General features: G+C 72.1%; 20 protein-coding genes and 1 pseudogene. 12 read left to right on the plus strand and 9 right to left on the minus strand.

Annotated features, from left to right (window positions below):
- The first annotated feature begins 99 nt into the window (after positions 1–99).
- Both GQF42_RS15305 and GQF42_RS15310 read left to right on the plus strand, forming a co-directional pair.
- The gene (locus GQF42_RS15305; RefSeq protein WP_158920201.1) at positions 100–1,833 is read left to right on the plus strand and encodes an ABC transporter ATP-binding protein; all 1,734 of its coding nucleotides are present in this window, start codon (positions 100–102) and stop codon (positions 1,831–1,833) included.
- Positions 1,833–3,758, plus strand: a complete 1,926-nt coding sequence (locus GQF42_RS15310) for an ABC transporter ATP-binding protein (RefSeq protein ID WP_158920203.1) — start codon at positions 1,833–1,835, stop codon at positions 3,756–3,758. Before GQF42_RS15305 ends, GQF42_RS15310 begins: the two co-directional genes overlap by 1 nt.
- 33 nt (positions 3,759–3,791) lie before the next feature.
- On the opposite strand, the pseudogene GQF42_RS15315 reads toward GQF42_RS15310, so the two are convergent.
- From GQF42_RS15315 to GQF42_RS15335, 5 genes and pseudogenes are all read right to left on the minus strand, one after another.
- Positions 3,792–4,986, minus strand: a pseudogene (locus tag GQF42_RS15315) (RNA polymerase sigma factor).
- Positions 4,987–5,332: 346 nt separating this feature from the next.
- Positions 5,333–7,228, minus strand: coding sequence for a DNA primase (dnaG, locus tag GQF42_RS15320; protein WP_158920207.1), 1,896 nt, complete (start codon positions 7,226–7,228; stop codon positions 5,333–5,335).
- 38 nt (positions 7,229–7,266) lie between these two features.
- Positions 7,267–8,532 carry an NAD(P)/FAD-dependent oxidoreductase gene (locus tag GQF42_RS15325; protein ID WP_158920209.1) on the minus strand — a complete coding sequence of 422 codons (1,266 nt, stop codon included), beginning with the start codon at positions 8,530–8,532 and terminating at the stop codon, positions 7,267–7,269.
- A gap of 104 nt (positions 8,533–8,636) precedes the next feature.
- Positions 8,637–9,908, minus strand: coding sequence for a deoxyguanosinetriphosphate triphosphohydrolase (locus GQF42_RS15330; protein WP_158920211.1), 1,272 nt, complete (start codon positions 9,906–9,908; stop codon positions 8,637–8,639).
- A gap of 115 nt (positions 9,909–10,023) precedes the next feature.
- Positions 10,024–10,875 carry a sirohydrochlorin chelatase gene (locus GQF42_RS15335; RefSeq protein ID WP_158920213.1) on the minus strand — a complete coding sequence of 284 codons (852 nt, stop codon included), beginning with the start codon at positions 10,873–10,875 and terminating at the stop codon, positions 10,024–10,026.
- Positions 10,876–11,032: 157 nt separating this feature from the next.
- Between GQF42_RS15335 and GQF42_RS15340 the strand changes: the two genes are divergently transcribed.
- The gene (locus tag GQF42_RS15340; protein ID WP_158920215.1) at positions 11,033–11,710 is read left to right on the plus strand and encodes a SanA/YdcF family protein; all 678 of its coding nucleotides are present in this window, start codon (positions 11,033–11,035) and stop codon (positions 11,708–11,710) included.
- Between the two features lie 426 nt (positions 11,711–12,136).
- Positions 12,137–12,961, plus strand: coding sequence for an arylamine N-acetyltransferase family protein (locus tag GQF42_RS15345; RefSeq protein WP_158920217.1), 825 nt, complete (start codon positions 12,137–12,139; stop codon positions 12,959–12,961).
- A gap of 1 nt (position 12,962) precedes the next feature.
- Here GQF42_RS15345 and GQF42_RS15350 read toward each other — a convergent pair whose 3' ends face one another.
- Positions 12,963–13,394: a gamma-glutamylcyclotransferase family protein gene (locus tag GQF42_RS15350; RefSeq protein WP_158920219.1), complete on the minus strand. Its 432-nt coding sequence runs from the start codon at positions 13,392–13,394 to the stop codon at positions 12,963–12,965.
- 531 nt (positions 13,395–13,925) lie between these two features.
- On the opposite strand from GQF42_RS15350, the gene GQF42_RS15360 reads away from it, so the two are divergent.
- The 8 genes from GQF42_RS15360 (at position 13,926) to GQF42_RS15395 (ending at position 22,231) form a co-directional block, all read left to right on the plus strand.
- Positions 13,926–14,426, plus strand: a complete 501-nt coding sequence (locus tag GQF42_RS15360) for a hypothetical protein (protein WP_158920223.1) — start codon at positions 13,926–13,928, stop codon at positions 14,424–14,426.
- 125 nt (positions 14,427–14,551) lie between these two features.
- A complete protein-coding gene (locus GQF42_RS15365; RefSeq protein WP_158920225.1) occupies positions 14,552–15,211 on the plus strand; it encodes a class F sortase in 660 nt (219 codons plus the stop codon).
- A gap of 246 nt (positions 15,212–15,457) precedes the next feature.
- Positions 15,458–17,164 (plus strand): hypothetical protein, encoded by a 1,707-nt coding sequence (locus tag GQF42_RS15370; RefSeq protein ID WP_158920227.1) that lies wholly within the window; start codon positions 15,458–15,460, stop codon positions 17,162–17,164.
- 140 nt (positions 17,165–17,304) lie between these two features.
- A complete protein-coding gene (locus tag GQF42_RS47685) occupies positions 17,305–17,772 on the plus strand; it encodes a hypothetical protein (protein WP_158920229.1) in 468 nt (155 codons plus the stop codon).
- On the plus strand, positions 17,772–20,390 hold the full coding sequence (gene nirB / locus GQF42_RS15380) for a nitrite reductase large subunit NirB (protein ID WP_158920231.1): 2,619 nt from the start codon (positions 17,772–17,774) through the stop codon (positions 20,388–20,390). The genes GQF42_RS47685 and nirB overlap by 1 nt, the downstream gene beginning before the upstream one ends.
- Complete coding sequence (nirD, locus tag GQF42_RS15385; protein ID WP_158920232.1) at positions 20,387–20,752, plus strand: nitrite reductase small subunit NirD; 366 nt, start codon at positions 20,387–20,389, stop codon at positions 20,750–20,752. The genes nirB and nirD overlap by 4 nt, the downstream gene beginning before the upstream one ends.
- Positions 20,753–20,799: 47 nt before the next feature.
- Positions 20,800–21,384 carry a TetR/AcrR family transcriptional regulator gene (locus GQF42_RS15390; protein ID WP_158920234.1) on the plus strand — a complete coding sequence of 195 codons (585 nt, stop codon included), beginning with the start codon at positions 20,800–20,802 and terminating at the stop codon, positions 21,382–21,384.
- Positions 21,385–21,466: 82 nt separating this feature from the next.
- Entirely contained in the window at positions 21,467–22,231 is a 765-nt protein-coding gene (locus GQF42_RS15395; protein ID WP_158920236.1) for an SDR family NAD(P)-dependent oxidoreductase, read from the plus strand.
- Positions 22,232–22,243: 12 nt separating this feature from the next.
- Here GQF42_RS15395 and GQF42_RS15400 read toward each other — a convergent pair whose 3' ends face one another.
- The 3 genes from GQF42_RS15400 to GQF42_RS15410 are packed head-to-tail and all read right to left on the minus strand — an operon-like array spanning position 22,244 to position 25,222.
- A complete protein-coding gene (locus GQF42_RS15400; RefSeq protein WP_158920238.1) occupies positions 22,244–23,077 on the minus strand; it encodes a carbohydrate ABC transporter permease in 834 nt (277 codons plus the stop codon).
- Complete coding sequence (locus GQF42_RS15405) at positions 23,070–23,972, minus strand: carbohydrate ABC transporter permease (protein ID WP_158920240.1); 903 nt, start codon at positions 23,970–23,972, stop codon at positions 23,070–23,072. Before GQF42_RS15405 ends, GQF42_RS15400 begins: the two co-directional genes overlap by 8 nt.
- Positions 23,969–25,222 (minus strand): ABC transporter substrate-binding protein, encoded by a 1,254-nt coding sequence (locus GQF42_RS15410; RefSeq protein WP_199272690.1) that lies wholly within the window; start codon positions 25,220–25,222, stop codon positions 23,969–23,971. Before GQF42_RS15410 ends, GQF42_RS15405 begins: the two co-directional genes overlap by 4 nt.
- Position 25,223: the final 1 nt, after the last annotated feature.

Below are 25,223 nucleotides of genomic sequence, written 5' to 3' on the forward strand. Positions count from 1 at the left end.
CGCCGGGTTAATCGCTTGAGGTAACACGGGTGGAGTGTCGGACGATAGGGGCCAAGGGCAACCGAACCAGCCCCTGTCGCCGACTCCGAGAGACACAGCGTGCTCATACGACTTCTACGGGCCTATCTCAGGCCCTACAAGAAATCCATCGCCCTGCTGGTGCTGCTGCAGTTCCTGCAGACCTGCGCCACCCTCTACCTGCCCACTCTCAACGCGCACATCATCGACAACGGTGTCGTGAAGGGTGACACGGGTTACATCCTGTCCTTCGGCGCCCTGATGATCGGCATCTCGCTGGCGCAGGTCGTGTGCAACATAGGCGCCGTATACTACGGTGCACGCACCGCCTCCGCGCTCGGCCGGGACGTGCGCGGCGCCGTCTTCGGCCGGGTGCAGTCCTTCTCGGCACGTGAGGTGGGCCACTTCGGCGCCCCCTCTCTCATCACCCGTACGACGAACGACGTACAGCAGGTCCAGATGCTGGCCCTGATGACGTTCACGCTGATGGTGTCGGCGCCCATCATGTGTGTCGGCGGCATCGTGATGGCCCTCGGGCTGGACGTACCCCTGTCCGGCGTGCTGGTGGCCGTGGTCCCGGTGCTCGCGATCTGTGTCACGTTCATCGTGCGCCGACTGCGTCCGCTGTTCCGGTCGATGCAGGTCCGCCTGGACACGGTGAACCGGGTGCTGCGCGAGCAGATCACCGGCAACCGCGTGATCCGCGCCTTCGTCCGCGACGAGTACGAGCAGCGCCGGTTCGGGAAGGCGAACACCGACCTCACCGAGATGCAGCTGGCCACCGGCCGGATGCTCGCGCTGATGTTCCCGATCGTCATGACCGTGGTGAACCTGTCGTCGATCGCGGTCGTGTGGTTCGGCGCACACCGCATCGACAGCGGCGGTATGCGGATCGGCGATCTGACCGCGTTCCTCGCCTATCTCATGCAGATCGTCATGTCCGTGATGATGGCCACCTTCATGTTCATGATGGTGCCGCGCGCGGAGGTGTGCGCCGAGCGCATCGAGGAGGTCCTCGGGACCGACTCGAGCGTGGTCCCGCCGGTGGCGCCCGTCACCGAGCTGCGCGCCCACGGCCACCTGGAGATCCGGGCCGCCGGCTTCCACTATCCGGGTGCCGAGGAGCCGGTGCTCAAGGGCGTCGACCTGGTGGCCCGGCCCGGCGAGACGACCGCCGTGATCGGCTCCACCGGCAGCGGCAAGTCGACCCTGCTCGGGCTGGTCCCGCGGCTGTTCGACGCCACCGAGGGCGCGGTCCTCGTCGACGGCGTGGACGTCCAGCAGGTCGACCCGCAGCTGCTGGCGAGAACGGTCGGGATGGTGCCGCAGAAGCCGTACCTGTTCGCGGGGACGGTCGCGACCAACCTGCGCTACGGCAATCCGGACGCCACCGACGAGGAGCTGTGGCACGCGCTGGAGGTGGCGCAGGCCAAGGGCTTCGTGAGCAAGCTGGAGGGCGGCCTGGACGCGCCCATCTCGCAGGGCGGCACCAACGTCTCCGGCGGTCAGCGCCAGCGCCTGGCCATCGCCCGCACCCTGGTGCAGCGTCCGGAGATCTACCTCTTCGACGACTCCTTCTCCGCGCTCGACTACGCCACCGACGCGGCACTGCGCGCGGCCCTCGGCCGGGAGACCGCCGAGGCGACCGTCGTCATCGTCGCCCAGCGCGTGGCCACCATCCGCGACGCGGACCGGATCATCGTGCTGGACGAGGGCCGGGTCGTCGGCACCGGCCGGCACCAGGAGCTGATGGCGACCAACGAGACCTACCGGGAGATCGTGCTCTCCCAGCTGACGGAAGCGGAGGCTGCCTGATGGCCGGGCCCATGCGCATGATGGCCGGGCGCGGACCCGACCAGCGCTCGATGGACTTCAAGGGGTCGAGCAAACGGCTCCTCGCCCAGTTCAGGCCCGAACGGCTCACGATCTACGGCCTGCTGCTGTGCGTGATCGTCAGCGTGGGCCTGAACGTGGTCGGCCCGAAGATCCTCGGCAAGGCCACCGACCTGGTCTTCTCCGGCATCATCGGCCGTCGGATGCCGGCCGGCGCCACCAAGCAGCAGGTCCTCGACCAGATGCGGGCCCACGGCCAGGGCGCCGTCGCGGACATGCTCAAGAGCACCGACTTCACGCCCGGCAAGGGCATCGACTTCGGCGCGGTCGGCAGCGTCCTGCTGCTCGCGCTCGCCACGTTCATGGTCGCCGGTCTGCTGAGTGCGGTGGCGACCCGCCTGGTCAACCGGGCCGTGAACCGCACGATGTTCCGGCTGCGCGAGCAGGTGCAGGGCAAGCTGTCCCGGCTGCCGCTGTCGTACTTCGACAAGCGCCAGCGCGGCGAGGTGCTCTCGCGCGCGACCAACGACATCGACAACATCGGCCAGACGCTCCAGCAGTCGATGGGCCAGCTGATCAACTCGCTGCTCACCATCGTCGGTGTGCTGGTGATGATGTTCTGGGTCTCCTGGATCCTGGCGCTGGTCGCGCTCGTCACCGTGCCGCTGTCGGCACTGGTGGCCACCCGGGTCGGCAAGCGCTCCCAGCCGCACTTCGTGCAGCAGTGGCGCACGACGGGCAAGCTGAACGCCCACATCGAGGAGATGTACACCGGGCACACCCTGGTGAAGGTGTTCGGCCGGCAGGAGCAGTCGGCGCAGCAGTTCGCCGAGCAGAACGAGGCGTTGTACGAGGCCGGGTTCAAGGCGCAGTTCAACAGCGGTGTGATGCAGCCGCTGATGATGTTCGTGTCCAACCTGAACTACGTCCTGGTGGCGGTGGTCGGCGGCCTGCGCGTCGCCTCCGGCTCGCTCTCCATCGGTGACGTCCAGGCCTTCATCCAGTACTCGCGGCAGTTCTCGATGCCGCTGACGCAGGTCGCGTCGATGGCGAACCTGGTGCAGTCCGGCATCGCCTCGGCCGAGCGGGTCTTCGAACTCCTCGACGCCGAGGAGCAGGAGGCCGACCCGGTGCCGGGCGAGCGTCCGGCCGAGCTGCGCGGGCGGGTGCGCCTGGAGCACGTGTCCTTCCGGTACGACCCGGACAGGCCGCTGATCGAGGACCTCTCGCTCACGGTGGAGCCCGGTCACACGGTGGCGATCGTCGGCCCGACCGGCGCGGGCAAGACCACGCTGGTCAACCTCCTGATGCGGTTCTACGACGTCTCGGGCGGCCGGATCACCCTGGACGGGGTCGACGTCCGCAGGATGACCCGCGACGAACTGCGCTCCGGGATCGGCATGGTGCTGCAGGACACCTGGCTGTTCGGCGGCACGATCGCGGAGAACATCGCGTACGGCGCCGCGCGTGAGGTCACGCGCGGCGAGATCGAGGAGGCGGCCCGGGCGGCCCATGCGGACCGGTTCGTCCGTACCCTCCCGGACGGCTACGACACCGTGATCGACGACGAGGGCACGGGGGTCAGCGCGGGTGAGAAGCAGCTCATCACCATCGCGCGGGCGTTCCTGTCCAACCCGGTGATCCTGGTGCTGGACGAGGCGACGAGTTCCGTGGACACCCGTACGGAGGTGCTGATCCAGAAGGCCATGGCCAAGCTGGCCCACGGCCGTACGTCGTTCGTCATCGCGCACCGGCTCTCCACGATCCGGGACGCCGACACGATCCTGGTGATGGAGAACGGCTCGATCGTGGAACAGGGCGCGCACAGCGAGCTGTTGGCGGCCGACGGGGCGTACGCCCGGCTGTACAAGGCGCAGTTCGCGCAGGCGGTGGCCGAGGTCGACTGACGGCGCAGGGGGCCGCCGCCGGGCGGCCCCCGTTCAGTCCAGGTAGCCCCGCAGCTGGTCCGCAAAGGCGTGGTCCCGGAGCTTGTTGAGGGTCTTGGACTCGATCTGCCGTATCCGTTCCCTTGTCACGCCGAAGATGCGCCCTATCTCCTCCAGCGTGCGGGGGCGGCCGTCGGCGAGGCCGTAGCGGAGCTGGACGACCTTGCGCTCCCGCTCCCCCAGGGTGGACAGAACGGCCTCCAGGTGCTGCCGCAGCAGGAGGAAGGCGGCCGACTCCACCGGGCTCGCGGCGTCGCCGTCCTCGATGAGGTCGCCGAGGGCGACGTCCTCCTCCTCGCCGACCGGGGCATGCAGGGAGACCGGTTCCTGGGCGAGCCGCAGCACCTCGCTGACCCGCTCGGGTGCCAGGTCGAGATGGTCGGCGACCTCGTCGGGCGTGGGCTCGTAGCCCCGCTCCTGGAGCATCCGGCGCTGCACGCGCACGACCCGGTTGATCAGCTCGACCACATGCACCGGGACGCGGATGGTGCGGGCCTGGTCGGCCAGGGCCCGGGACATCGCCTGGCGTATCCACCAGGTGGCGTACGTGGAGAACTTGTAGCCGCGGGCGTAGTCGAACTTCTCCACCGCCCGGATCAGCCCGAGGTTGCCCTCCTGGACGAGGTCGAGCATGGTCAGCCCGCGCCCGACGTACCGTTTGGCGACCGAGACGACGAGCCGCAGGTTGGCCTCGATGAGCCGCCGCTTGGCCATCCGCCCCATGACGACGAGCCGGTCCAGGTCGAGCGCCAACTGGCTGTCCAGATCCGGTGTGCTGGAGAGCTTTTCCTCGGCGAACAGGCCGGCCTCGACACGACGGGCGAGTTCGACCTCCTCGGCCGCGGTGAGCAGCGGGATGCGGCCGATCTCGCGCAGGTACTGGCGGAACAGATCGGCGGAGGGGCCGCCGGTGTCGGCCCGGGCCGCGGCGGGGGTCTCGGCGGGTTCGTCGGGTTCCTCGGGCTCGTCGGCGAGCGCCTCCGCCGGCGGTTCGGCGGACGCCGTCTCCGGGGGCAGGGCGCCGCGGCTCTGCGGAGGCACGGCCACGAGCACGTCCGGATCCGCGTCCGGCTCGTCCGCGGTCGTGCCGGTGGCGCTGGTGGTACGGGTGGCGCTGTCGGTCTGAGTGAGGGTCTGGGTCTGCACGGGGGCGACCTCCAGGATGATCGCTGCCGGGCGTGTGCGGCAGCGGTACTTCGGGGGCGGAGAGTCGACGGCCTGCGCTCCGAGGACTCGGGCACCGCCCCCAGTGTGGGGTACGACACAACCCCGCCACGAGGGGCGTGCGGTGACTTTTTGCGTTCGCTTCGTGACCGGACGGTTACTCAGCTCGTCGGACCATCCGGCTGACATATGCGGCCATGACTGGGCCGCACCGACGTGAGGCAGGACGGAAGGCATGAGCGAGATCGAGGAGCAGCGCAGGGCGGACGAGCAGTTGATGCAGGCTCTGCGGCAGACGCAGCTTGAGAGCGATCACCGACCACCTCGGCATCGCACCACCCGAACGGCTCCGAGAAGAGGACCAGCTTCCCCTACAGCGCCTGCGCGCCCCGGGTCTTGAGGGACTGGTCGTACTGCTGCAGGACCCACAACTCGTTGTGAACGGCGGCCAGTTGGGCCGGGTCGCCGCCGGCTTCCAGGCGGCGGGCGGTGATCTGGATCTCCTGGACGCGGCGCTCCACGGCGCGGCGGCGGACGGTCACGAGCTGCTCGCCCGCGTAGGCCTCGTCGACCGCGCGGCGCATGATCGCCTCCACGGCCAGCTCCGTGACCATGGCGCGGACCGAGTCGTCGGGCGCGGCCTCGCGGACCCGGACCAGGTACTCCTGGCTGTCCTGCATGCCGTACTCGGCGCCGCCCGCGTCCAGGATGGCCTGGCGTACGGCGGCGTAGGGGGCGGCGGTGAACTCGTCCACGCCGTAGGCGTCGAAGGCCGGGGAGACCAGCTCCGGGCGCTGCAGGGCGAGCTTGAGCAGTTCGCGCTCGGTGGCGTAGATGGGGTTGCGCAGCTGGAGCGCGGGACCGGCGGTGGCGGGACGGGCGGCGGACTCGTAGGGCTGCGGACCCGCCGCGGCCGGGGCCTTGCCGCCGCGCTCGCGCGCCCAGCGGGCCAGCTGGGCGACCCGCTTGACCACGAACTGGGTGTCGAGGATGCCGAGCATGCCGGCCAGCTCGACGGCGACCTCGTGCTGGGCGCCGCTGTTCTTGATCCGGGCGACGATGGGCGCCGCCTCGTCCAGGGCGGCGGCGCGGCCGGCCGGGGTGTCCAGGTCGTAGCGGTTCACGATCTGGCGCAGTGCGAACTCGAAGAGGGGCGTGCGCGGTTCGGTCAGGTCCGCCACCGCCTCGTCGCCCTTCGCGAGGCGCAGCTCACAGGGGTCCATGCCGTCCGGCGCGATCGCGATGTACGTCTCGGCGGCGAACTTCTGGTCGTCCTCGAAGGCGCGCAGGGCGGCCTTCTGGCCGGCCGCGTCACCGTCGAAGGTGAAGATCACCCGGGCCGATCCGTTGTCCATCAGCAGGCGGCGCAGGATCTTGATGTGCTCGCCGCCGAACGCCGTACCGCAGGTCGCGATGGCGGTCGTCACCCCGGCCAGGTGGCAGGCCATGACGTCCGTGTAGCCCTCGACCACGACCGCGCGGCTGGACTTCGCGATCTCCTTCTTCGCCAGGTCGATGCCGTACAGCACCTGGCTCTTCTTGTAGATCGCCGTCTCGGGGGTGTTCAGGTACTTGGGGCCGTTGTCCGCCTCGTACAGCTTGCGGGCGCCGAAGCCGACGACCTCGCCGCCGATGTCCCGGATCGGCCACATCAGGCGGCCCCGGAAGCGGTCGATGGGGCCGCGGCGGCCCTCCTGGGAGAGGCCGGAGAGGATCAGTTCCTTGTCGGTGAAGCCCTTGCCGCGCAGATAGCGGGTGAGGTGGTCCCAGCCCTGGGGGCTGTAGCCGACGCCGAAGTGGACGGCGGCGCCCTGGTCGAAGCCGCGCTCGGCGAGGAAGAGGCGGCCGGTCTCGGCCTCGGGGCTGGTGGCGAGCTGCTCGGCGTACCACTGCGCGGCGATCTTGTGCGCCTCGACCAGGCGGATCCGCTCGCCGCGCTGGTGGGCCGGGTTGTACCCGCCCTCCTCGTAGCGCAGCGTGATGCCCGCCTGGGCGGCCAGGCGCTCCACCGCCTCCGAGAAGGAGAGGTGGTCCACCTTCATCACGAAGGTGATGGTGTCGCCGCCCTCCTGGCAGCCGAAGCAGTGGAAGAGTCCCTTGCCCGGGCTGACCTGGAAGGACGGCGACTTCTCGTCGTGGAAGGGGCACAGCCCCTTGAGGTTGCCGCCACCGGCGTTGCGCAGCTGGAGGTACTCGGAGACCACGGCGTCGATCGGGACCGCGTCCCGTACCGCCTTCACGTCCTCGTCGTTGATCCGTCCTGCCACGGGTGAATTCTACGGGGACCCGCCGACAGCCCTGATGATCAGGAGGTGAGGGTGTCCAGCGGCACGTGCGGGTTGGCGAGGGCCTCGGGGTCCACCTGCGTCCGGGTGCGGATCAGCTTCTGGATCCCCTCTGTGACGTCCCACACATTTACGTTCATCCCGGCCAGCACGCGTCCCTGCGACAGCCAGAACGCGATGAACTCCCGCTTGCCGGCGTCGCCCCTGATCACCACCTGGTCGTACGACCCCGGCGGCGCCCAGCCGCTGTACTCCATCCCCAGGTCGTACTGGTCGGTGAAGAAGTACGGGATCCGGTCGTACGTGACGTCCTGGCCGAGCATCGAGCGCGCCGCCGCCGGGCCGCCGTTCAGCGCGTTGGCCCAGTGCTCCACCCGCAGCTCGGTGCCGAAGAGCGCGAGCGGGAAGTTCGCCACGTCGCCGGCCGCGTAGATGTCGGGGTCGCAGGTGCGCAGCCGCTCGTCCACGACGATGCCACCGCCGTGCGCCCGGTCGGCGATCTCCAGGCCCGCCGCCTCGGCGAGGCCGGTGCGGGGCGCCGCGCCGATCGCCGCGAGGACGTCGTGCGCCGGGTGCTCCTCGCCGTCGTCGGTGCGGACGGCGAGGACCATGCCGTCCTGGCCGACGATCTCGGTGAGCCGTCGCCCGAACCGGAAACGGACGCCGTGCTCGCGATGCAGCTCGGCGAAGACACCGCCCAGCTCGGGGCCGAGCACATGGTGCAGCGGGGTCGGCTCCGGGTCGATGACCGTGACCTCCGCGCCGTACTCGCGGGCCGCCGCCGCGACCTCCAGGCCGATCCAGCCGGCACCCGCGATCACCAGGTGCCCGTTGTCCCGGCCGAGGGCGGTGAGGACACCCTTGAGGCGCTCGGCGTGCGCGAGCCGGCGCAGGTGGTGCACGCCCGCCAGGCCGGTGCCCGGGATGTCGAGGCGGCGCGGTTCGGCACCGGTGACCAGGAGCAGCTTGTCGTAGCGCACGAGGGTGCCGTCGTCGCCGTAGCGGACCGTCTTCGCCGCACGGTCGATGCGGTCGACGAACTGGCCGAGGTGCAGCTCGATGTCGTTCTGCGCGTACCAGGCGGGCTCGTGCACGAAGACGCTGTCGCGCTCCTCCTTGCCCAGCAGATAGCCCTTGGACAGCGGCGGCCGCTCATAGGGGTGGTCGCGCTCGTCGCTGATCAGTATCACCCGGCCGGTGAAGCCCTCCGCCCGGAGCGTCTCGGCCGCCTTCGCGCCGGCGAGACCGCCCCCGACGATGACGAATGTCTGATCCGCGTCGACCACTTGATGCCTCCTCGTAAGGGTGCCGCCATGTGCGAGCCTCCCGCACACGGCGGGCTGCGGGAAGAGGGAGTGACCCGATCAGGCCACCGCAGGTCACGTTCCGCTCACATATGCCCCGTCAGTCTCGCGTGCAGAGACAGTGCGGAGGCGTCGGTGAGGGAGGCGATCTGGTCGACGATCACCCGCTTGCGCGCGTGGTCGTCGCCTGCCCCGCCGAAGAGCGCCCGAAACTGCGGATCGAGCCCGTCCGGCGCGCGGGCGGTGAGCGCCTCGGCCAGCTCGGCGACGATCACCCGCTGGTCCGCGCGCAGCCGCTCCTGCTCGGCCCGCTGCATCACATACCGGTCCGCGACCGCCTTGAGCACCGCGCACTCCATCCGGGCCTCGCGGGGTACGACGAGTTCGGCGCCGTAGCGGGTGGGCCGGCCGGTGCCGTACGCGGCGCGTGTGGCGCCCTCGGCGGCCAGGCAGAACCGGCCGATGAGCTGGCTGGTGGCGTCCTTCAGGCGGGCCTGGGCGACCGCCGTGCCGTCGTAGCCGTGCGGCCACCACTCCTCGTCCTGGAGCCGGTCGAGGGCGGCGGACAGCTCGGCGGGGTCGGTGTCCGCGGGGACGTAGCGGCCGACGGCGACCCGGAACACCTCCTGCCGCTCGGGCTCGGCGTGCAGGCAGTTGGGGTCGACATGACCGGCGTGCAGGCCGTCCTCGACGTCGTGCACCGAGTACGCCACGTCGTCCGACCAGTCCATGACCTGGGCCTCGAAGCAGGTGCGGGTGCCGGGGGCGGGCGCTCTGACCCAGTCGAACACCGGGCGGTCGTCCTCGTAGACGCCGAACTTCCGTGACGCCGGTTCGGTGGGGTGGGCGCCGCGCGGCCAGGGGTACTTGGTGGCGGCGTCGAGGGTGGCGCGGGTGAGGTTGAGGCCGACCGAACCCTCCTCGGTGAACCGTTTGGGCTCGATGCGGGTGAGGAGCCTGAGGGACTGGGCGTTGCCCTCGAAGCCGCCGCAGTCGTCCGCGAAGGCGTTCAGCGCCTGTTCGCCGTTGTGACCGAAGGGCGGGTGGCCGAGGTCGTGGGCCAGGCAGGCGGCCTCGACGAGGTCGGGATCGCAGCCGAGGGCGGCGCCCAGCTCCCGGCCCACCTGGGCGCATTCCAGGGAGTGGGTGAGACGGGTTCGGGGACTGGCGTCCCAGGCGTGGGCGCTGCGCTGGCCCGGCGTGACGACCTGGGTCTTGCCGGCGAGGCGTCTGAGGGCGGCCGAGTGGAGGATGCGGGCACGGTCGCGCTGGAAGGCGGTGCGGCCCGGGCGTTTGTCGGGTTCGGGGGCGTAGCGCTCGACGGCAGCCGGGTCGTAGCTGGGTGCGGTGCCTTCCATTCCTCGACAGTAAGGCCACTGCAGCGCCCGGTTCTGTTTTCGTGCGGCTGCGGGTGGTGTGTGGCCGACCGCGCCCGTGCGGCGCCGCCCCGTGCCGATACGGCCCCGCGCCCCCTCAGGCGGCCTTCGCTCCGCGTGCCGCCAGGCCCTGCTCGTAACGGTTCACGACCAGGCGGGCCATCGCCGGATGGTCTCCCAGCGGAGCCGAGGCGATCCACGGTGCCGCCTGCGCGCACTGGGTCGCGAAGCGGCCCGGGGCGGTGAAGTACGACGCGATCGCCACCCGGTGGCGGCCCTTCGCCGCCAGGGTGCGCAGGGCCGTCGGGATCGTCGGGGTGGCCGCCGCGGCGTAGGCGGGCAGGACGGGGACACCCAGGCGGGTGGCGAGGAGGCCGGCGGTGCGGCGGGTGTCCGCGGCCGAGTCGGGGTCGCGGGAGCCCGCAGCGGCCAGGACCACCGCGCTCCCCCGTCGTACGGAGTCGTCCGGGGACGTCGGCCAGCCGGCCTCCAGCAGGCGGTCGTACAGGGCCTCCGCCAGGAGGGGATGCGGGCCCAGCGGAGGTGCCACGCGTGCGCGCACCGGTGCCCCGGCGGCCACGCCGGGGATGTCGTGCTTGACGTGGTGACCCCGGCCGAGCAGGAGCGGGACGAGGACGGCGGGGGTGTCGCCGAGGGCCGCGAGGGTGTCCGGGAGGAGGGGCTCGTTCAGCTCGATGTGGCCGAGGCTGACGGGCAGGCCGGGACGTAGCTCGCGTACGCGTTCCATGAGCGTCGTCACGGTGGTCAGCGCGTGCGGGTCCCGGCTGCCGTGGGCGACCAGCACCAGCGCGGGCGGGGCCGGGCGGCGGACGGGCGGCGGGACGAGCCGGAGCCGGTCGGCCAGTCGGCTGCCGATGCTGCTCATGAGGTGCGCCGTGCTGTCGAGGTGGATGCGGGGCTCGGAGCGGGGAGGGGTCGACGCCGTCATGGAAGGATCCTGACGGGGCCACGTTGCGTTGTCGTTGCCTGGCCGTCACGAGCGTTTTCCGCTGGTTCACCTCGTACACCTGCACGATGTGAGGCGAACCGTATCGGCGCCGGTGGCGTCCTCCAAGGTCGGAACCGATCACTGGGGGGACGTGACGATGAGGATCCGTCGACCGCGCCTGCCGCGCACCCGTACCGGGCAGCGGCGGCTGGTGCAGGCCGCGATGGCCGTGTGTGTGCTGGCGCTGTCCCCGGTGACCTGGCTGTACGTGTCCACGGCGGACCGGCTGCGGACGGTGGCGGACGTGCCGCAGGCGCAGGTCGCCGTGGTGTTCGGAGCCGGGCTCACGAACGGGAGGCCGTCGCCGTACCTCGCGCACCGGCTGAACGCGGCGGCGACGCTGTACCGGCAGGGGCGGATCAAGGCCGTCCTCGTCACCGGGGACAACAGCCGCACGACCTACGACGAGCCCGACACCATGCGCGCCTACCTGACGCAACACGGCGTGCCGGGCCGGCGGATCGTCAGCGACTACGCCGGTTTCGACACCTGGGACTCCTGTGTGCGGGCCAGGAAGATCTTCGGGGTGGACCGGGCCGTGCTGATCAGCCAGGGTTTCCACATCCGGCGCGCGGTGGCGCTGTGCGAGGCGGCGGGGGTGGACTCGTACGGGATCGGGGTCGACGAGACGCACGACGTGACCTGGTACTACGGCGGGACGCGGGAGGTCTTCGCCGCCGGCAAGGCCGTGCTGGACATGGCCCTGCGTCCCAATCCGCACTTCCTCGGGCCCAGGGAGCCGGGGGTGGCCCGGGCACTGGCCACGGGCCGGTGACCTCGGCACGCCGGTCCCCTGCAGGTGCTCGCCGTCGGCCCGGGGCGCGCTGCGCGGCAAGGGCCGTACGGCCGCCGGGCCTGCCGGTACCGGAGGCACGGCCGACCCCGCCGCCGATCCGCGAGGACGGCGAGCCGGCCGCGGGCGCCGGACGGATCGCCGGCCGGCTCGCGGCCGTCAACTCGGTTGGGTGGGCGCCTCGTCCGAGGAGCCGAGCGTGGCGGCTCCACAACTGCCGCGGTCAGGCTCGAGCACGGCGGCGGCCGGAGCCTCGCATCGGACCGGAGCGGACGGCGCGGCCCTCGTCCGGACCTGCCGGCCTGCGGGGTTGCGGGGTTGCGGGGCGGTGGTCCCAGGACGACCGCAGTAGTGCGGTTCGGTCCCTTGGGTGCGGCGGCACGGGGCGGGCTCACGTAGGTTCGAGCCATGTCCGACACCGAGCAGTTCGACCTCGACGCCTACCTGGAACGGATCGGGTGGCAGGGCGGCCGGCAGGCCGATGTGGCGACGCTGCGGGGCGTCCATCTGGCCCACGCGCTGTCCCTGCCCTTCGAGAACCTGGAGCCGCTGAGCGGCCGGGCGCCCTCGCTGGCGGCCGGCGATCTCATGGCCAAGATGGTCCGCGGTCGTCGAGGCGGGTACTGCTACGAGCACAACACCCTCATGCGGCTCGCCCTTCAGGCGCTCGGCTTCCGGGTCGGCGGCCTGGCCGCGCGGGTGGTGCTGGGTGCCCCGACGCCCTGGAGCCGGCCGCGCACGCACATGATGCTGCGCGTCCCGGTGCCGGGCGAGCCCGAGCCGTACCTCGCGGACGTGGGCTTCGGCGCCGTCGGCTCGCTGCTGGCGCCCGTCCCGCTGGTCACCGGCGCCGAGTTCGAGGGCGGCGGCCGCAGGCACCGGCTCGTGCCGCTGTCGCACGAAGGACCGCTGGAACTGCTGGAGTTGCAGGCGTTCGACGGCCGGGACTGGGTCGGCCAGTACGCGTTCACGCTGGAGCCGTTCGCCGCCGCGGACTACGAGGTGTTCAACTGGCACGTCGGCACCAATCCCCGCTCCCCCTTCACCCGCCGGCCGTATCTGCAGCGGGCCACCGCCGAGCACCATCTCTGCCTGGACGGCGCCCGGTTGACCGAGACCCGGCCCGACGGCACGGTCACCGAGCGCAAGCTCGCGGACGAGGCGCAGGCGCGGCGCGTGGTGGCGCAGGAGTTCGGGATCGCCGTACCCGAGGGGCAGACCCTGCTGGGCTGACTCAGCGGCCGGACAGCCAGTCGCCGTCCTCGATGGGAGTACCGGTGGCACGCAGCCGGGCGGCGACGCGCGGGGCGGCGAGATAGACCCACGCCGGGGCGGAGCTGCCGTCGGCGCGCACGACGAGCCGGGTGACGCGTTCGTAAAGGTTGCGGGGGTCGCCCGGGGCGTACTCCTCCAGCCGGTCCAGGGCGGCGAGCAGCTCGCCGTACGACTCCGGGCGGGCGGTGACCAACTCGCCGCGCACGTCCGCGCCCTGACGCTCGACGGCGTAGGGGTAACCGGGGCCGTCGTAGAGCATCGCGTCCGGGAGGCGGGCCGGTTCCTCGCGGGCGGTGCGGCCCCGCAGGAACAGGTCGTGGTTGGCCGCGCCCGGGCGCAGGGTGCCGTAGACGAAGAAGGGCAGCGGGGTCCCGGGGTCCGACGTGATCACGGAAACGATTCTTCACCCCCTCGCGCCCCTCACACATCTCCATCAAGACGCTGTGGACATGAAATGTCATCTCTGTCGGCAGCAGCGCCATCCCCACGCCTTGACCTGGCGCCATCCCCAGGAGACGGATGAGCCGGATACGGCAGCATGTCCGAGGACCCCGTCGCCTCACCACCACCGCCGGCGTCGCCGTCACCACCGCGACCCTGCTGACCACGGCCCTCTGGCGGAGGTGGTGCTGCCGGCGCCGGTTGCCGGACCGTGTCCGGCGGTGCGCTGACGCACCCTCACCCGTTCAACGGCACCGCCGCTCCATTCGTGTGCTTTTCGCACTGGATCCTCGCGCGACCTCCCCTGCGCCCGTGACCTGCCGAAACCTCATGCGGGATAGGCCGTACGGAGGGCGGGGACGACACCCGTTCGCCTCATTTCTGACGAGGCGTCAGGAGGCGGAAGTGCCGGACTGCGACTTACCTCGGTAGGGCAGGGGCGATCCCCTGGGAACCGAAACGCGAAGCTCTGGGGAGCACCATGCGCCGCACCGCCCGACTGCTGACCGGTATCGCGCTCGTCGGCGCGGCCGCGGCCCCCGCCTGGGCCGGCAGCGCCAGCAGCCTGGAGGTGTTCCCCTCCACCGTGGTGCCCGGCGGCCAGGTCACCGTGAACACCGGCGCGTGCGGGAACTCGGGCGCGGCGACCGGGGACGCGGGCGCGGTCGGCGCCGGCGTCTTCGCCCTGGCGCCCAGCACGCACGAGGGCCAGGCGATCGGCCAGTTCCAGGTGCCGGAGAGCGCACAGCCGGGGACGTACGAGATCGTCGCGAAGTGCGCCGAGGGCAACCGGCAGGTGCGGGGCGACCTGGTGGTGGCCCTGAGCGCGGCGCAGCAGCCGCGCGGAAGTCTGAAGACGGGGGTCGGCGGCGCACTCGGCCGCGACCCCGTGCAGACCGCGGCGGGTGTGGCGGCGCTGGCCGTCGCCGCCGCGGGTGGTACCTGGCTCCTGCATCGCCGGGCGAGAGGCGACGGGATCTGACGGACACCCTCCGCTGTCCGTCCGCCGGTACCGCACATCCCGCCCCCTCCGGGTCCGACGCCCCTCGCGGCCCGGAGGGGGAGGGGGTCTTCGGGGGTCCGCCTCCGGGAGAAGGGTTGATCGCTATGCGCAGGAACGCCAGGCGCGGCAGGAACGCCGGGCGCGGCCGGGGCGCCAGGCTCGGCGACACCGCGATAGCCGCGGTCACGGTCGCCGCCCTCGGTTCCGGGGTGTGGCTGCTCGGCACCGGGACGCACGCGCCGCCGCAGCCCGCGGGCGCAGAGGGCCGCCTGGATCCGGGCGGCGGGGGCCCCGCCGTCCCCGCCCTGGCCCCCTCCCCGCCGACCCGGATCCGCATCCCCTCGATCCGCGTGAACGCCCCGCTGATGGGCCTGGCCCTCACCCGCTCCGGCAGCCTGGACGTACCGCCCGCGCAGAACAAGAACCTGGCGGGCTGGTACGAGGCCGGCACCATGCCCGGCGAGACGGGCACCGCGATCGTCGCCGGCCACGTCGACAACGCCGAGGGCCCCGCCGTCTTCTACGACCTCGGCGCGCTCGAGCGCGGCGCCCGCATCGAGGTGGACCGCCGCGACGGCACGGTCGCCGTCTTCACGGTGGACGCGGTGGAGGTGTACGCGGCCCGCGACTTCCCCGACGAGAAGGTCTACGGCGCGGCCTCCCGCCCCGAACTCCGCGTCATCACCTGCGGCGGCGGTTACTCCAGGGCGACCGGCTATCAGGGCAACGTGGTGGTGTTCGCCCATCTGACGGGGAGCGCCTGAGCGCTTCCGGGCGAACGGTGGGCGAGCGGCCCGCGGGCCGCTCGCCGAGTTGCGGTTGCCCGTGGCCTCTTCGAACATGGATCCGGGTGCGCCGGGACACGGAAGTCTCGCCCGAAGGTCGAGGTTGTTGCCCATGACACAGACGCAGACCTGGCGAAAGCGCAAAATGCCGTGCGGGCGGGACGCCGGACCTTCCTACGTCACCGCGGTGCTCCGGGCCGTCCGAGCCGGGTGACGAGCCGTACCATGCTGTCCCCTTTCCCCACCTCCGACCACCGGATGCCGGACGGCCGGGTGGTCCCCTGGAAGGGCCTCTACACCGGGCCCCGGGTGCTCGATGACCGGGAGGTGGCCGCCTTCGCGGACCGGCTGATCGGGATGGACTGTGCGTCCGTGCCGGTGGCGGCCGCACAGGAGCTGCTCCCGTACCGCCAGCGGACCGGTCACCGGCCGCCCGCGCTGCTGCTGCACTCGACCACCGGGACCCTGCGCGCCTTCGAGGCCGAGGTGGACGATCTGGCGGCGGGACGCAGCCCCCACGACGTGACCACCTACACCGAGGCCCGCTCGGTCCTCCTCGCCACCGCGGACGACCTCAGCGTGGGCCGCACCGCTCCCTGGGCCGAAGCCGTCGGGATCAGCGGCGTTCCCGCCGTCGACCTCGGCGACCGGGAGCACTACTACCTCAGCCACGCACTCCTGGTCATGGCCGCCGAGCACGACCGGGGCGCGGTCACCCCGCTGCGCCGGATCATCGACTGGCTGCGCTCTCGCTCCGACGCCGTGATCCGGCTCTACGCCCTCGACCTGGAAATGCAGATCTTCCTGCTGTGGCTGCGCCGTGCGGCCGGCCTGCCCGCGCTGGTCACGGACGCGAACGGCCCCGACATAGCCACCCGGTGGAACTGCAAGCGGCACCTTCACCCCAGCGTCGACGCCGCCGCGCGGCTGGACCCGCAGGGGCGGTCCGCCGAGGAACTGCTCGCCGCCGAGCAGCGACTCAGCGAGGTGTACGAACACCTCGGCCTGAGCGTCCCGGTACTGCCCGGGTACCTGGTGCCACGCGAACGTGCCGACCTGCGCACCTTCACCGCCGGGGTCCTGCGGGCCGCGGAGCTGCTGCGCAGCCGCTACGGAACGACCACCGCGGCCCTGAAACCGAGTGAGGCGGGTGGCGGAGCCCGGATCACCGGCAACCTCGACCTCACCGACAGCGGCCGGCTGGCCGCGGTGGCCCGGGAGGCCCACGTGGTGGGCGACGACTATCTGCTGGAGGCCTGGGTCGAGTTCCTGCCGGTGGAGCTGGGCGGCAGCCGGGTTCCGGTGGCGCCCTCCGGCCACTTCCGCCACGGGCAGGTCGCCGAGGGCATCACGCTGCAGGCGCTCGACGGCTTCGTGTGGGCGGGAAACACCTACGTCGACGAGGCGGGCTGGACCGGACTCGGCCTGCCGGACACCGTCTACCGGACGATCCGCACGTCACTGGAGTCCATCCGCACGGCCTTCATCGGCGCGCCCGGCCGCGCGGACGGCAGCCGGCTGACGCTGGTCACGGGCGGGGTCGACTTCGCGCTCGGCCGGCTCGGCGGCCGGTTCGGCGAGCGGCTGGTCGTCGGTGCCCTCGACTTCAACCTCTCCTCGAACGGTGCGGAGTGCCTGCGGGCCTTCCTGGAGGAGGCCCGGCGCCTGGGCGTCGCCGACGAGTACGCCGCCACCCGCGTGTTCCGGCCCGCGCCCTGGGCCACCCTGCGCCGGCTCGAGGCCGTCGCCGCCGCCCGGTGCGCCGCGGGGAGCCTGGCGCGGGCGGTGGCCTGCGTGCCGGACCGCTGGGCCATGATCGCCACCACCGGGACGACCCCGGCCGAGGCGGCCGGCCGCGCCACCGGGCTGCTGGACACCCTCACCGTCGCCGAACTCGGCCAGGCCACCACGCCCGTCCGCTTCCCGGCCTGATCGCGGCCCCGGCCCACCGCCCGGCGCGGCGCGCCGGGCAAGGCCCTCACACCCCCGGCCGGGGCCCGCTGAGGGCAGCGTTCCGCGCGGGAAACAGAGGTGATGCGGCCGGGTAACGTCGCCATCGCACGCTCAGGGACATGACCTCGGACAGGCGTGTGGTGGTGATCGGCGTCGGCCCGGCGGGCGTACGGCTCGCCCGCCGCCCCGCCCGGCCGGGGCGCTCGGGCACCCCCGCGCCGCTCATCGGCGCGGAGGACCACCCGACGTACCAACCGGTCCGGCCCGCCGAGGTGCCGGCCGGCCGGTACGCACCGGAGGCGACCGCCCTCCCGGCACCCGGCCACCCGATGCGCACCCGGGGCACCGGCCGCGACCGGGCCGCCGGGACCGTCGGCCGGGGCGACGGGCCGCCGGCCGGCCACACCCCGAAGACGGGGCTCGCGGTCGTCGCGGTCGGGGTACGGCCACGCCCCGCGAGGAGCCGGCGCGGGCGCCGGGTTGCCTGCCGGAGCGGGCACCGCCCGCTGCACCGCAACCCGTGCGCCGCCCCGGCCGACCCGGCGACGGGCCCCTTCCCCCTGCTCACCCACGACGGAGGCTCCTGATGACCAGCGCCCCGGGGGCCACCCCCACGATCGTGCTCGTCGGCCACGGCATGGTCGGCCAGCGTTTCCTCGAAGCACTCGCGCAGCGCGGCCTGACCGCCACGCACCGCGTGGTCGTGCTCTGCGAGGAGCCGCGCCCGGCATACGACCGCGTCGCCCTCACCTCGTACTTCTCGGGCAGGACCGCCGAGGACCTCTCGCTGACCGACATGGGGTTCATCGAGGCCCACGGCATCGAGCTGTGGGTCGGTGACCCGGCCGAGACGATCGACCGCGAGGCGAAAAGGGTCACGGCCCGCTCCGGCCGGGTCCTCGCGTACGACACCCTCGTCCTGGCCACCGGCTCCTACCCCTTCGTCCCCCCGGTCCCGGGCAGGGACGCGGCCGGCTGCTTCGTCTACCGCACGATCGAGGACCTGCTCGCGATCGAGGCGTACGCGCGGTCGACAGCACAGGTGGGTGCCGTGGTCGGCGGCGGGCTGCTGGGCCTGGAGGCGGCCGGCGCGCTCAAGGGCCTCGGCCTGGACACGCACATCGTGGAGTTCGCGCCGCGCCTGATGCCGGTGCAGGTGGACGAGGGCGGCGGCGCGGCGCTGCTGCGGACCATCGAGGGCATGGGCCTGAGCGTGCACACGGGCGTGGGCACCCAGGAGATCGTCACCGGCGCGGACGGCTCGGTCACCGGCATGAAGCTGTCCGACGACCGCGAACTCCCCGTCGACATGGTGGTGTTCAGCGCCGGTGTCCGCCCGCGCGACCAGCTGGCCCGGGACTGCGGCCTCGCGGTCGGCGCGCGCGGCGGCATCAGCGTGGACGAGCGGTGCCGTACGGTCACCGATCCGCACGTCTTCGCGATCGGCGAGTGCGCGCTGGCGGCGGACGGCCGGGTGTACGGCCTGGTCGCGCCGGGCTACGAGCAGGCGCAGACCGCGGCCGCCACCATCGCCGCCGACGAGACCGAGCAGGTGACGTTCACCGGCGCCGACCTGTCCACCAAGCTCAAGCTGCTCGGCGTGGACGTGGCGTCCTTCGGCGACGCGCACGGCACCGCCGAGGACTGCCTGGACGTCGTCTACTCCGACTCCCGCGCGGGCCTGTACAAGAAGCTGGTCATCGGCCGGGACGGCACGCTGCTCGGCGGCATCCTGATCGGCGACGCGGAGGCGTACGGCACCCTGCGCGCGCTGACCGGCTCGGTGCCGCCGGTCTCCCCCGAGTCCCTCGTCCTGCCCGCCGACGCGGATGCGGGGGCCCGGCTCGGCCCGTCCGCGCTGCCGGACGAGGCGGTCATCTGCTCCTGCCACAACGTCAGCAAGGGCACCGTCCGCGGGGCGGTGACGGAGCACGGGTGCACCGGCCTGCCCGAGGTGAAGACGTGCACCAGGGCCGGTACGGGCTGCGGCAGTTGTGTCAAGGTCCTCGGGCAGCTGGTCGACGCCGAGCTGGAGGCGTCCGGCGTCGAGGTCGACAAGGGCCTGTGCGGCTGCTTCGCACAGACCCGCGAGGAGCTGTACGAGATCGTCCGCACCCTGCGGCTCACGTCGTACCGGGAGCTGCTCGACCGGCACGGCCGTGCGGGCGCCCGGGGCGGCGACGGCTGCGAGACCTGCAAGCCGGCCGTCGGCTCGATCATCGCCTCCCTCGCCCCGGCGATCGGCGCGAGCGGCTACGTCCTCGACGGCGAGCAGGCGACCTTGCAGGACACCAACGACCACCACCTCGCCAACCTGCAGAAGAACGGTTCGTACTCGGTCGTGCCGCGCATCCCCGGCGGTGAGATCGCGCCAGAGAAGCTGATCGTGATCGGTGAGATCGCCCGGGACTTCGGCCTCTACACGAAGATCACCGGCGGCCAGCGGATCGACATGTTCGGCGCCCGGGCCGAACAGCTCCCGCTGATCTGGGCACGGTTGGTGGACGCCGGTTTCGAGTCCGGGCACGCCTACGGCAAGGCGCTGCGCACGGTGAAGTCCTGCGTGGGCTCCACCTGGTGCCGCTACGGCGTCCAGGACTCGGTGCGCATGGCGATCGACCTGGAGCTGCGGTACCGGGGCCTGCGCTCGCCGCACAAGCTGAAGTCGGCGGTCTCGGGCTGCGCCCGCGAGTGCGCCGAGGCCCGGTCGAAGGACTTCGGCGTGATCGCCACCGCGGGCGGCTGGAACCTGTACGTCGGCGGCAACGGCGGCGCCACCCCGCGCCACGCGGACCTGCTGGCGCAGGACCTGTCCGACGCCGAACTGGTCCGCCTGATCGACCGGTTCCTGATGTTCTACATCCGCACGGCCGACCGCCTGGAGCGCACCAGCGTCTGGCTGGAGCGGATCCCGGGCGGCCTGGACCACGTACGCGACGTGGTGGTGCACGACAGTCTCGGCATCTGCGACGAGCTGGAGGCGCTGATGCGGGCGCATGTCGCCCACTACCGGGACGAGTGGGCCGAGACCGTGGGCGACCCCGAGAAGCTCGCCCGGTTCGTGTCCTTCGTCAACGCCCCGGACACCCCCGACCCGGTCGTCTCCTTCGTGCCCGAGCGCGACCAGATCAAGCCCGACCTGCCGCTGCTGGCCATCGGCATGCGGCCCGCCGACGACGTCCTGGAAGGAAGCACCCAGCGATGACCCTGACCGCCGAGACCACCGCCCTGAAGGTCCAACTCGAGCTGGCCGAGGGCTGGTTCACCGCCTGTGACCTGGACGCGCTGCTGCCCGGGCGCGGGGCGGCCGTCCTGCTGCCGGACGGCCGCCAGGCGGCCCTGTTCCGCGACCGCTCCGACCGGCTCTACGCCATCGACAACCGCGACCCGTTCACCGGCGCTGCCGTCCTGTCCCGCGGTCTGACCGGCACCCACGAGGGCCGCCCGTTCGTGGCCTCTCCCCTGCTCAAGCAGCGCTTCGACCTGGTCGGCGGGGAGTGCCTGGACGACGCGTCGGTACGGGTGGCCGCGTACGCGGTGCGCCTGGCCCGGCCCGAGCCGGCCTGACCCGTCGAGCTTGATCGGTCGTTCAAGAATGATCTAGGCTGCGGCATGTGGCCAGAACCAAGGAGTTCGATCCGGACGCCGCGCTGCAGGCAGCCCTGGAGCTGTTCTGGCGGCGCGGCTACGAGGCGACGTCGATGGCCGACCTGGTCGACCGCCTGGGCATCGGCCGGGCGAGCCTGTACGCGACGTTCGGCAGCAAGCACGAGCTGTACCTGAAGGCGCTGGAGCGCTACGCGCAGGCGGGGCACACCCGGACCGTGCGGGAGCTGTCCCGGCCGGGCCCCGCCCTGCCGGCCGTACGGGCGGTCGTACGGCGCTTCGCGGCGGAGGCGGCCGAGGAGCCGGGGCGGCTGGACGGCTGCCTGATCACCAACACGGCCGCCGAACTGGCCCCGCACGACCCGGCCGCCGCCCGGCGCGTCGAGCGCAGCTGGGACCACCTGGAGACACTGCTGCACGCCGCGCTGGTCCGCGCCCAGAGCCAGGACGAGCTGCCGGCCGACCGCGACCCGCTCGCCCTGGCCCGCATGCTGGTGGTGCTGATGCAGGGCCTGCGGGTCGTCGGCAAGGCGTCGGCGGACCCGGCACGCGTGCGGGACGCGGCGGAGCAGGCATTGATGCTGCTCGCCTGACCACAGGAAGAATCACGCCCTCCACGGAGGGCGTTGTCTTTCCTCTCATACTGAACCGAACGTTCTAGATAAGGGGACTCCCATGACGCACCGCTTCTCCGGCAGGACGGCCCTGGTCACCGGCGCGGGCTCCGGCATCGGACGCGCCGTCGCCCTCGCCCTTGCGGCCGAGGGCGCCCAGGTCGTCGCGGCCGGACGGCGGCAGGAGCCGCTGGACGAAACCGTCCGTCTCATCGAGGGGCAGGGCGGCAAGGCTCTCGCGGTGAGCGCCGACGTGAGCCGGGCCGCCGACGCGCAGGCGCTGGTGCGGGCCGCCGTCGACCGATTCGGCTCGCTCGACGTGGCGGTCAACAACGCGGGCGTCTTCCGCGGCGGGCAGCCCCTCGCGGACCTGCCCGAGGAGGACTGGCACGCCCAGCTGGCCACCAACGTCACCGGCGTCTTCCTGGCCCTGCAGTCCCAGGTCCGCCGGATGCGCACCCAGCCGGCGGGCGGCGCGATCGTGAACATCTCCTCCACCTTCGGCCTGCACACCGCCTCCCCCGAAGCCGCCGCCTACGCCGCGAGCAAGGCCGCCGTGACCGCGCTCAGCCGGGGCGCCGCCCTGGACCACATCCGTGACGGCGTGCGGATCAACGTCGTCAGCCCGGGTGCGACCGAGACCTCGATGTCCCTGCGCCCGGGCGAGACGGAGCCGGACCGGGCCGAGCGCGCCCGCGCCACTCTCCCGCTCGGCCGCATCGCCGCCACCCGGGAGATCGCCGCCGCCGTCCTCTACCTGGCCTCGGACGACGCGGCGTCGGTGGTCGGCACGGACCTGGTGGTGGACAGCGGCGCCACGCTGTGAACCGTTCGGGGATCAGTCGATCCCCGAACGCTCCACCCCCGCCACGATCCACCGCTGGAAGAGCAGGAACACCAGCAGCAGCGGCAGGACGGACACGACAGCGGCGACGAACAGCTCGTGCAGCCGGACGACCTGGGACGTGGTGAAGGACGACAGCGCGACCTGCACAGTCCAGGCGCTCTGGTCCTGCCCGATCACCAGGGGCCACAGGAAGGAGTTCCACGCGCCGAGGAACACGATCGTCCCGACGGCGGCGAACACCGGCCGGGCGCCCGGCACGACCACCAGCCAGTACGTACGCCAGTACCCGAGCCCGTCGACCTGCGCCGCGTCCTCCAGTTCCCGCGGGAATCCGAGGAAGTACTGCCGGAAGACGAAGCACGCGAACGCCGAGAACAGCGTCGGGACGATCAGCCCGCGCAGGGTCGAGATCCAGCCCAGCGAGGACACCAGCACAAAGCTCGGTACGAAGGTGACGGCGGCCGGGACCAGCAGGGTGCCGAGGATGCCGTAGAAGACCTTGTTCGCGTGCCGGTACGGGATGCGGGCGAGGCCGTAGCCGGCGAGGGAGGCCAGGACGAGCGTGCCGAGGGTGGTGGCGACGGCGATCAGCGCGGAGTTGAGCAGGGAGCGGGCGAAGGGGACGGACGGGTCGTCGAACAGCTCCCGGACGTTGCCCCATTCCAACTCCTTCGGGAAGAAGGTCCATTGGGGCGAGGTGATGTCCTGTTCGCTGGACAGCCCGTTGCGCACCAGAAGATAGAAGGGGATGAGGAAGACCACGGCGAGCACGATCAGCAGCGCCAGCCGCAGCGCCCGCCCGGCCCGTACCAGGGCGTCATCCATCGGCGTCCGTCCTTCCCAGCCGCAGCCACCGTGCCTGCCCCAGCGTGACGACCGCGATGATCAGCGCGAGGATCACCGCGCCCGCGCTGCCGAGCCCGAGGTTCTGCCCCTGTCCGAGGGCGGTGTAGTAGAGGTAGACCAGCGGCGGGCGGGCGTAGGGCGGATAGCCCCGGGCGTCGGACAGCAGGTTGTAGAACTCGTCGAAGGCCTGGAAGGCGTTGATCACGAGCAGCAGCAGCACCGCGACCGAGGTGGCCCGCAGCTGGGGCAGGGTGATGTGCCGCAGCACCGTCCAGCCGGGCCGGGCCCCGTCCACGGCGGCGGCCTCGTACAGCACCGGATCGATCCGCTGGAGGCCGGCGAGGAAGAGAATCATGTAGAAGCCGGCTTGCAGCCACAGCCGTACGGTGACGATGACCAGCCAGTACCAGGGCGGACGGGTGCCGGCCAGCCAGGCCACGGGATCACCCCCGGACCATCCCAGCACGGTGTTCGCCAGCCCGAACCGCACCCCGTTGAAGATCGACATCTTCCAGACCAGGGCGGCGACGACATAGCTGCACGCGGCCGGCAGGAAGAAGACGGACCGGAAGAAGGCGCGCGCCCGCCGCACCCGGTTGACCATGAGAGCGAGCGCGAGGGAGACGAGGTAGGTGACAGGGACGATGAAGGCGGTGAAGACCAGGAAGGTCCTCAGGCTGTCGACGAACGCGTCGTCCTCGAGCATCGCCGTGTAGTTGTCCAGCCCGACGAAGTGCGTGGGCGTGACGGTGTTCTGCGCGTCGAAGAAGCTCAGGCCCACGCTCCACAGCAGCGGAACGTAGGTGAAGAGCGCCAGCCCGGCGGCGAACGGCCCGACGAACACCCAGAACCACAGCGCTCTGCGGCGCCTCACGGCTTCTTCTTCACGCGCTCGAGTTCACCGGCCACCTTCCGTACGACAGCCCGCAGTTCACGCTCCGGACTCGCCCCGCCGGTGATGATCCGGCTGAGCGCGTCCTGGTAGGCGACCTGCGCGGCCGGCGTCCACAGCAGAGGCTGGGCGTATCCGTGGTCGGTGGTGAGGCGCACGGCCTCGGCGGCGGGGCCGGACCTGAGCCGGGCGGCCTTCCTGGCCAGGGAGATCCGGGCCGGGATGTGGAAGCCGTACGACAGCGCGAAGTCCTGCTGGTAGTCGGTCCGTTCGACCCACAGCCACTTCACGAAGTCCTTGGCGGCGTCCTTGTGCCTGCTGCGCGCGCTGACGGCGGCCCCGTACGCGCCCACGGGCACGCCGGGCCTGCCCTGGCTGCCGTCCGGGGGGAACGGCAACACCCCGAAGTCGTCGCCGAGTTCCTTCTCGATCTGCGGCAGCGCCCACAGCCCGGTCCACTGCATCGCGGTCAGCCCCTGGAGGAAGGCGGACGGGTCGGACCAGTCGGCGGGCGCGCCGAGCAGGAGGGACTTGTCGGCGTAGAGCCGGTGCAGCTTGCCGAGGGTGCGGGCGGCGGCGGGATCGTCGAATCCGACGGCTCCGTCCTCGGTGACGAGCTGAAGTCCCGCGGCGTACAGGGGAGTTCCGCCGAGCACCCCGGCTCCCCCGTCATTGCCCAGGAACAGCCCCTTGACCTTGCTTCCGGTGAGCCTGCGGGCCGCGTCCACGAGGGCGTCCAGGCTGGTGGGCGGCGCGACCCCGGCGTCCTTCAGCAGGCTCTTGCGGTAGTAGAGCATCTGCATGTCGATGACCTGCGGGATGCCCCAGATCCGGCCGTCGTGGGTCTTGGGCGTGAGGACGGCCGGATTGAAGTCGTCCTTGACGCCGGCCGGCAGATCGCTGAGATCGACGACCTGACCGCCCTGGATCTGGTCGAGGGTGGGCCCGTTGACCTCGAACACATCGGGTCCGGAGTCGGTGAGGAGGGCGGCGGCGGTCTGCTGGTCGTAGTTCCCCGGCCGCCACTGCACCTTGACGCGGGCCCGGTGATAGGCGGCGGCGTACCGCTGGACGGCCTGCTGGGTCCCGGGCTCGCCGTACTGGTGGTACCACTGCGACAGTTGGGTACCCGAACTCCCGCCGCCGCGGCCGTTGTTGGACCCGCACGCGGCGAGCAGGCCCGCTCCGGCCCCGGCTCCCGCGACCAGCAGTGCCCTGCGGCTCATGGTCATC

Source organism: Streptomyces broussonetiae, from assembly GCF_009796285.1.
GTDB classification, from domain to species: domain Bacteria; phylum Actinomycetota; class Actinomycetes; order Streptomycetales; family Streptomycetaceae; genus Streptomyces; species Streptomyces broussonetiae.

Coding starts and splice junctions, on each gene's coding strand:
- GQF42_RS15310 (WP_158920203.1), top strand. CDS start 1,833: ATGGCCGGGCCCATGCGCATGATGGCCGGGCGCGGACCCGACCAGCGC.
- GQF42_RS15330 (WP_158920211.1), bottom strand. CDS start 9,908: ATGGAAGGCACCGCACCCAGCTACGACCCGGCTGCCGTCGAGCGCTAC.
- GQF42_RS15335 (WP_158920213.1), bottom strand. CDS start 10,875: ATGACGGCGTCGACCCCTCCCCGCTCCGAGCCCCGCATCCACCTCGAC.
- GQF42_RS15340 (WP_158920215.1), top strand. CDS start 11,033: ATGAGGATCCGTCGACCGCGCCTGCCGCGCACCCGTACCGGGCAGCGG.
- GQF42_RS15345 (WP_158920217.1), top strand. CDS start 12,137: ATGTCCGACACCGAGCAGTTCGACCTCGACGCCTACCTGGAACGGATC.
- GQF42_RS15360 (WP_158920223.1), top strand. CDS start 13,926: ATGCGCCGCACCGCCCGACTGCTGACCGGTATCGCGCTCGTCGGCGCG.
- GQF42_RS15365 (WP_158920225.1), top strand. CDS start 14,552: ATGCGCAGGAACGCCAGGCGCGGCAGGAACGCCGGGCGCGGCCGGGGC.
- GQF42_RS15370 (WP_158920227.1), top strand. CDS start 15,458: ATGCTGTCCCCTTTCCCCACCTCCGACCACCGGATGCCGGACGGCCGG.
- GQF42_RS47685 (WP_158920229.1), top strand. CDS start 17,305: ATGACCTCGGACAGGCGTGTGGTGGTGATCGGCGTCGGCCCGGCGGGC.
- nirB (WP_158920231.1), top strand. CDS start 17,772: ATGACCAGCGCCCCGGGGGCCACCCCCACGATCGTGCTCGTCGGCCAC.
- nirD (WP_158920232.1), top strand. CDS start 20,387: ATGACCCTGACCGCCGAGACCACCGCCCTGAAGGTCCAACTCGAGCTG.
- GQF42_RS15395 (WP_158920236.1), top strand. CDS start 21,467: ATGACGCACCGCTTCTCCGGCAGGACGGCCCTGGTCACCGGCGCGGGC.
- GQF42_RS15400 (WP_158920238.1), bottom strand. CDS start 23,077: ATGGATGACGCCCTGGTACGGGCCGGGCGGGCGCTGCGGCTGGCGCTG.
- GQF42_RS15410 (WP_199272690.1), bottom strand. CDS start 25,222: ATGACCATGAGCCGCAGGGCACTGCTGGTCGCGGGAGCCGGGGCCGGA.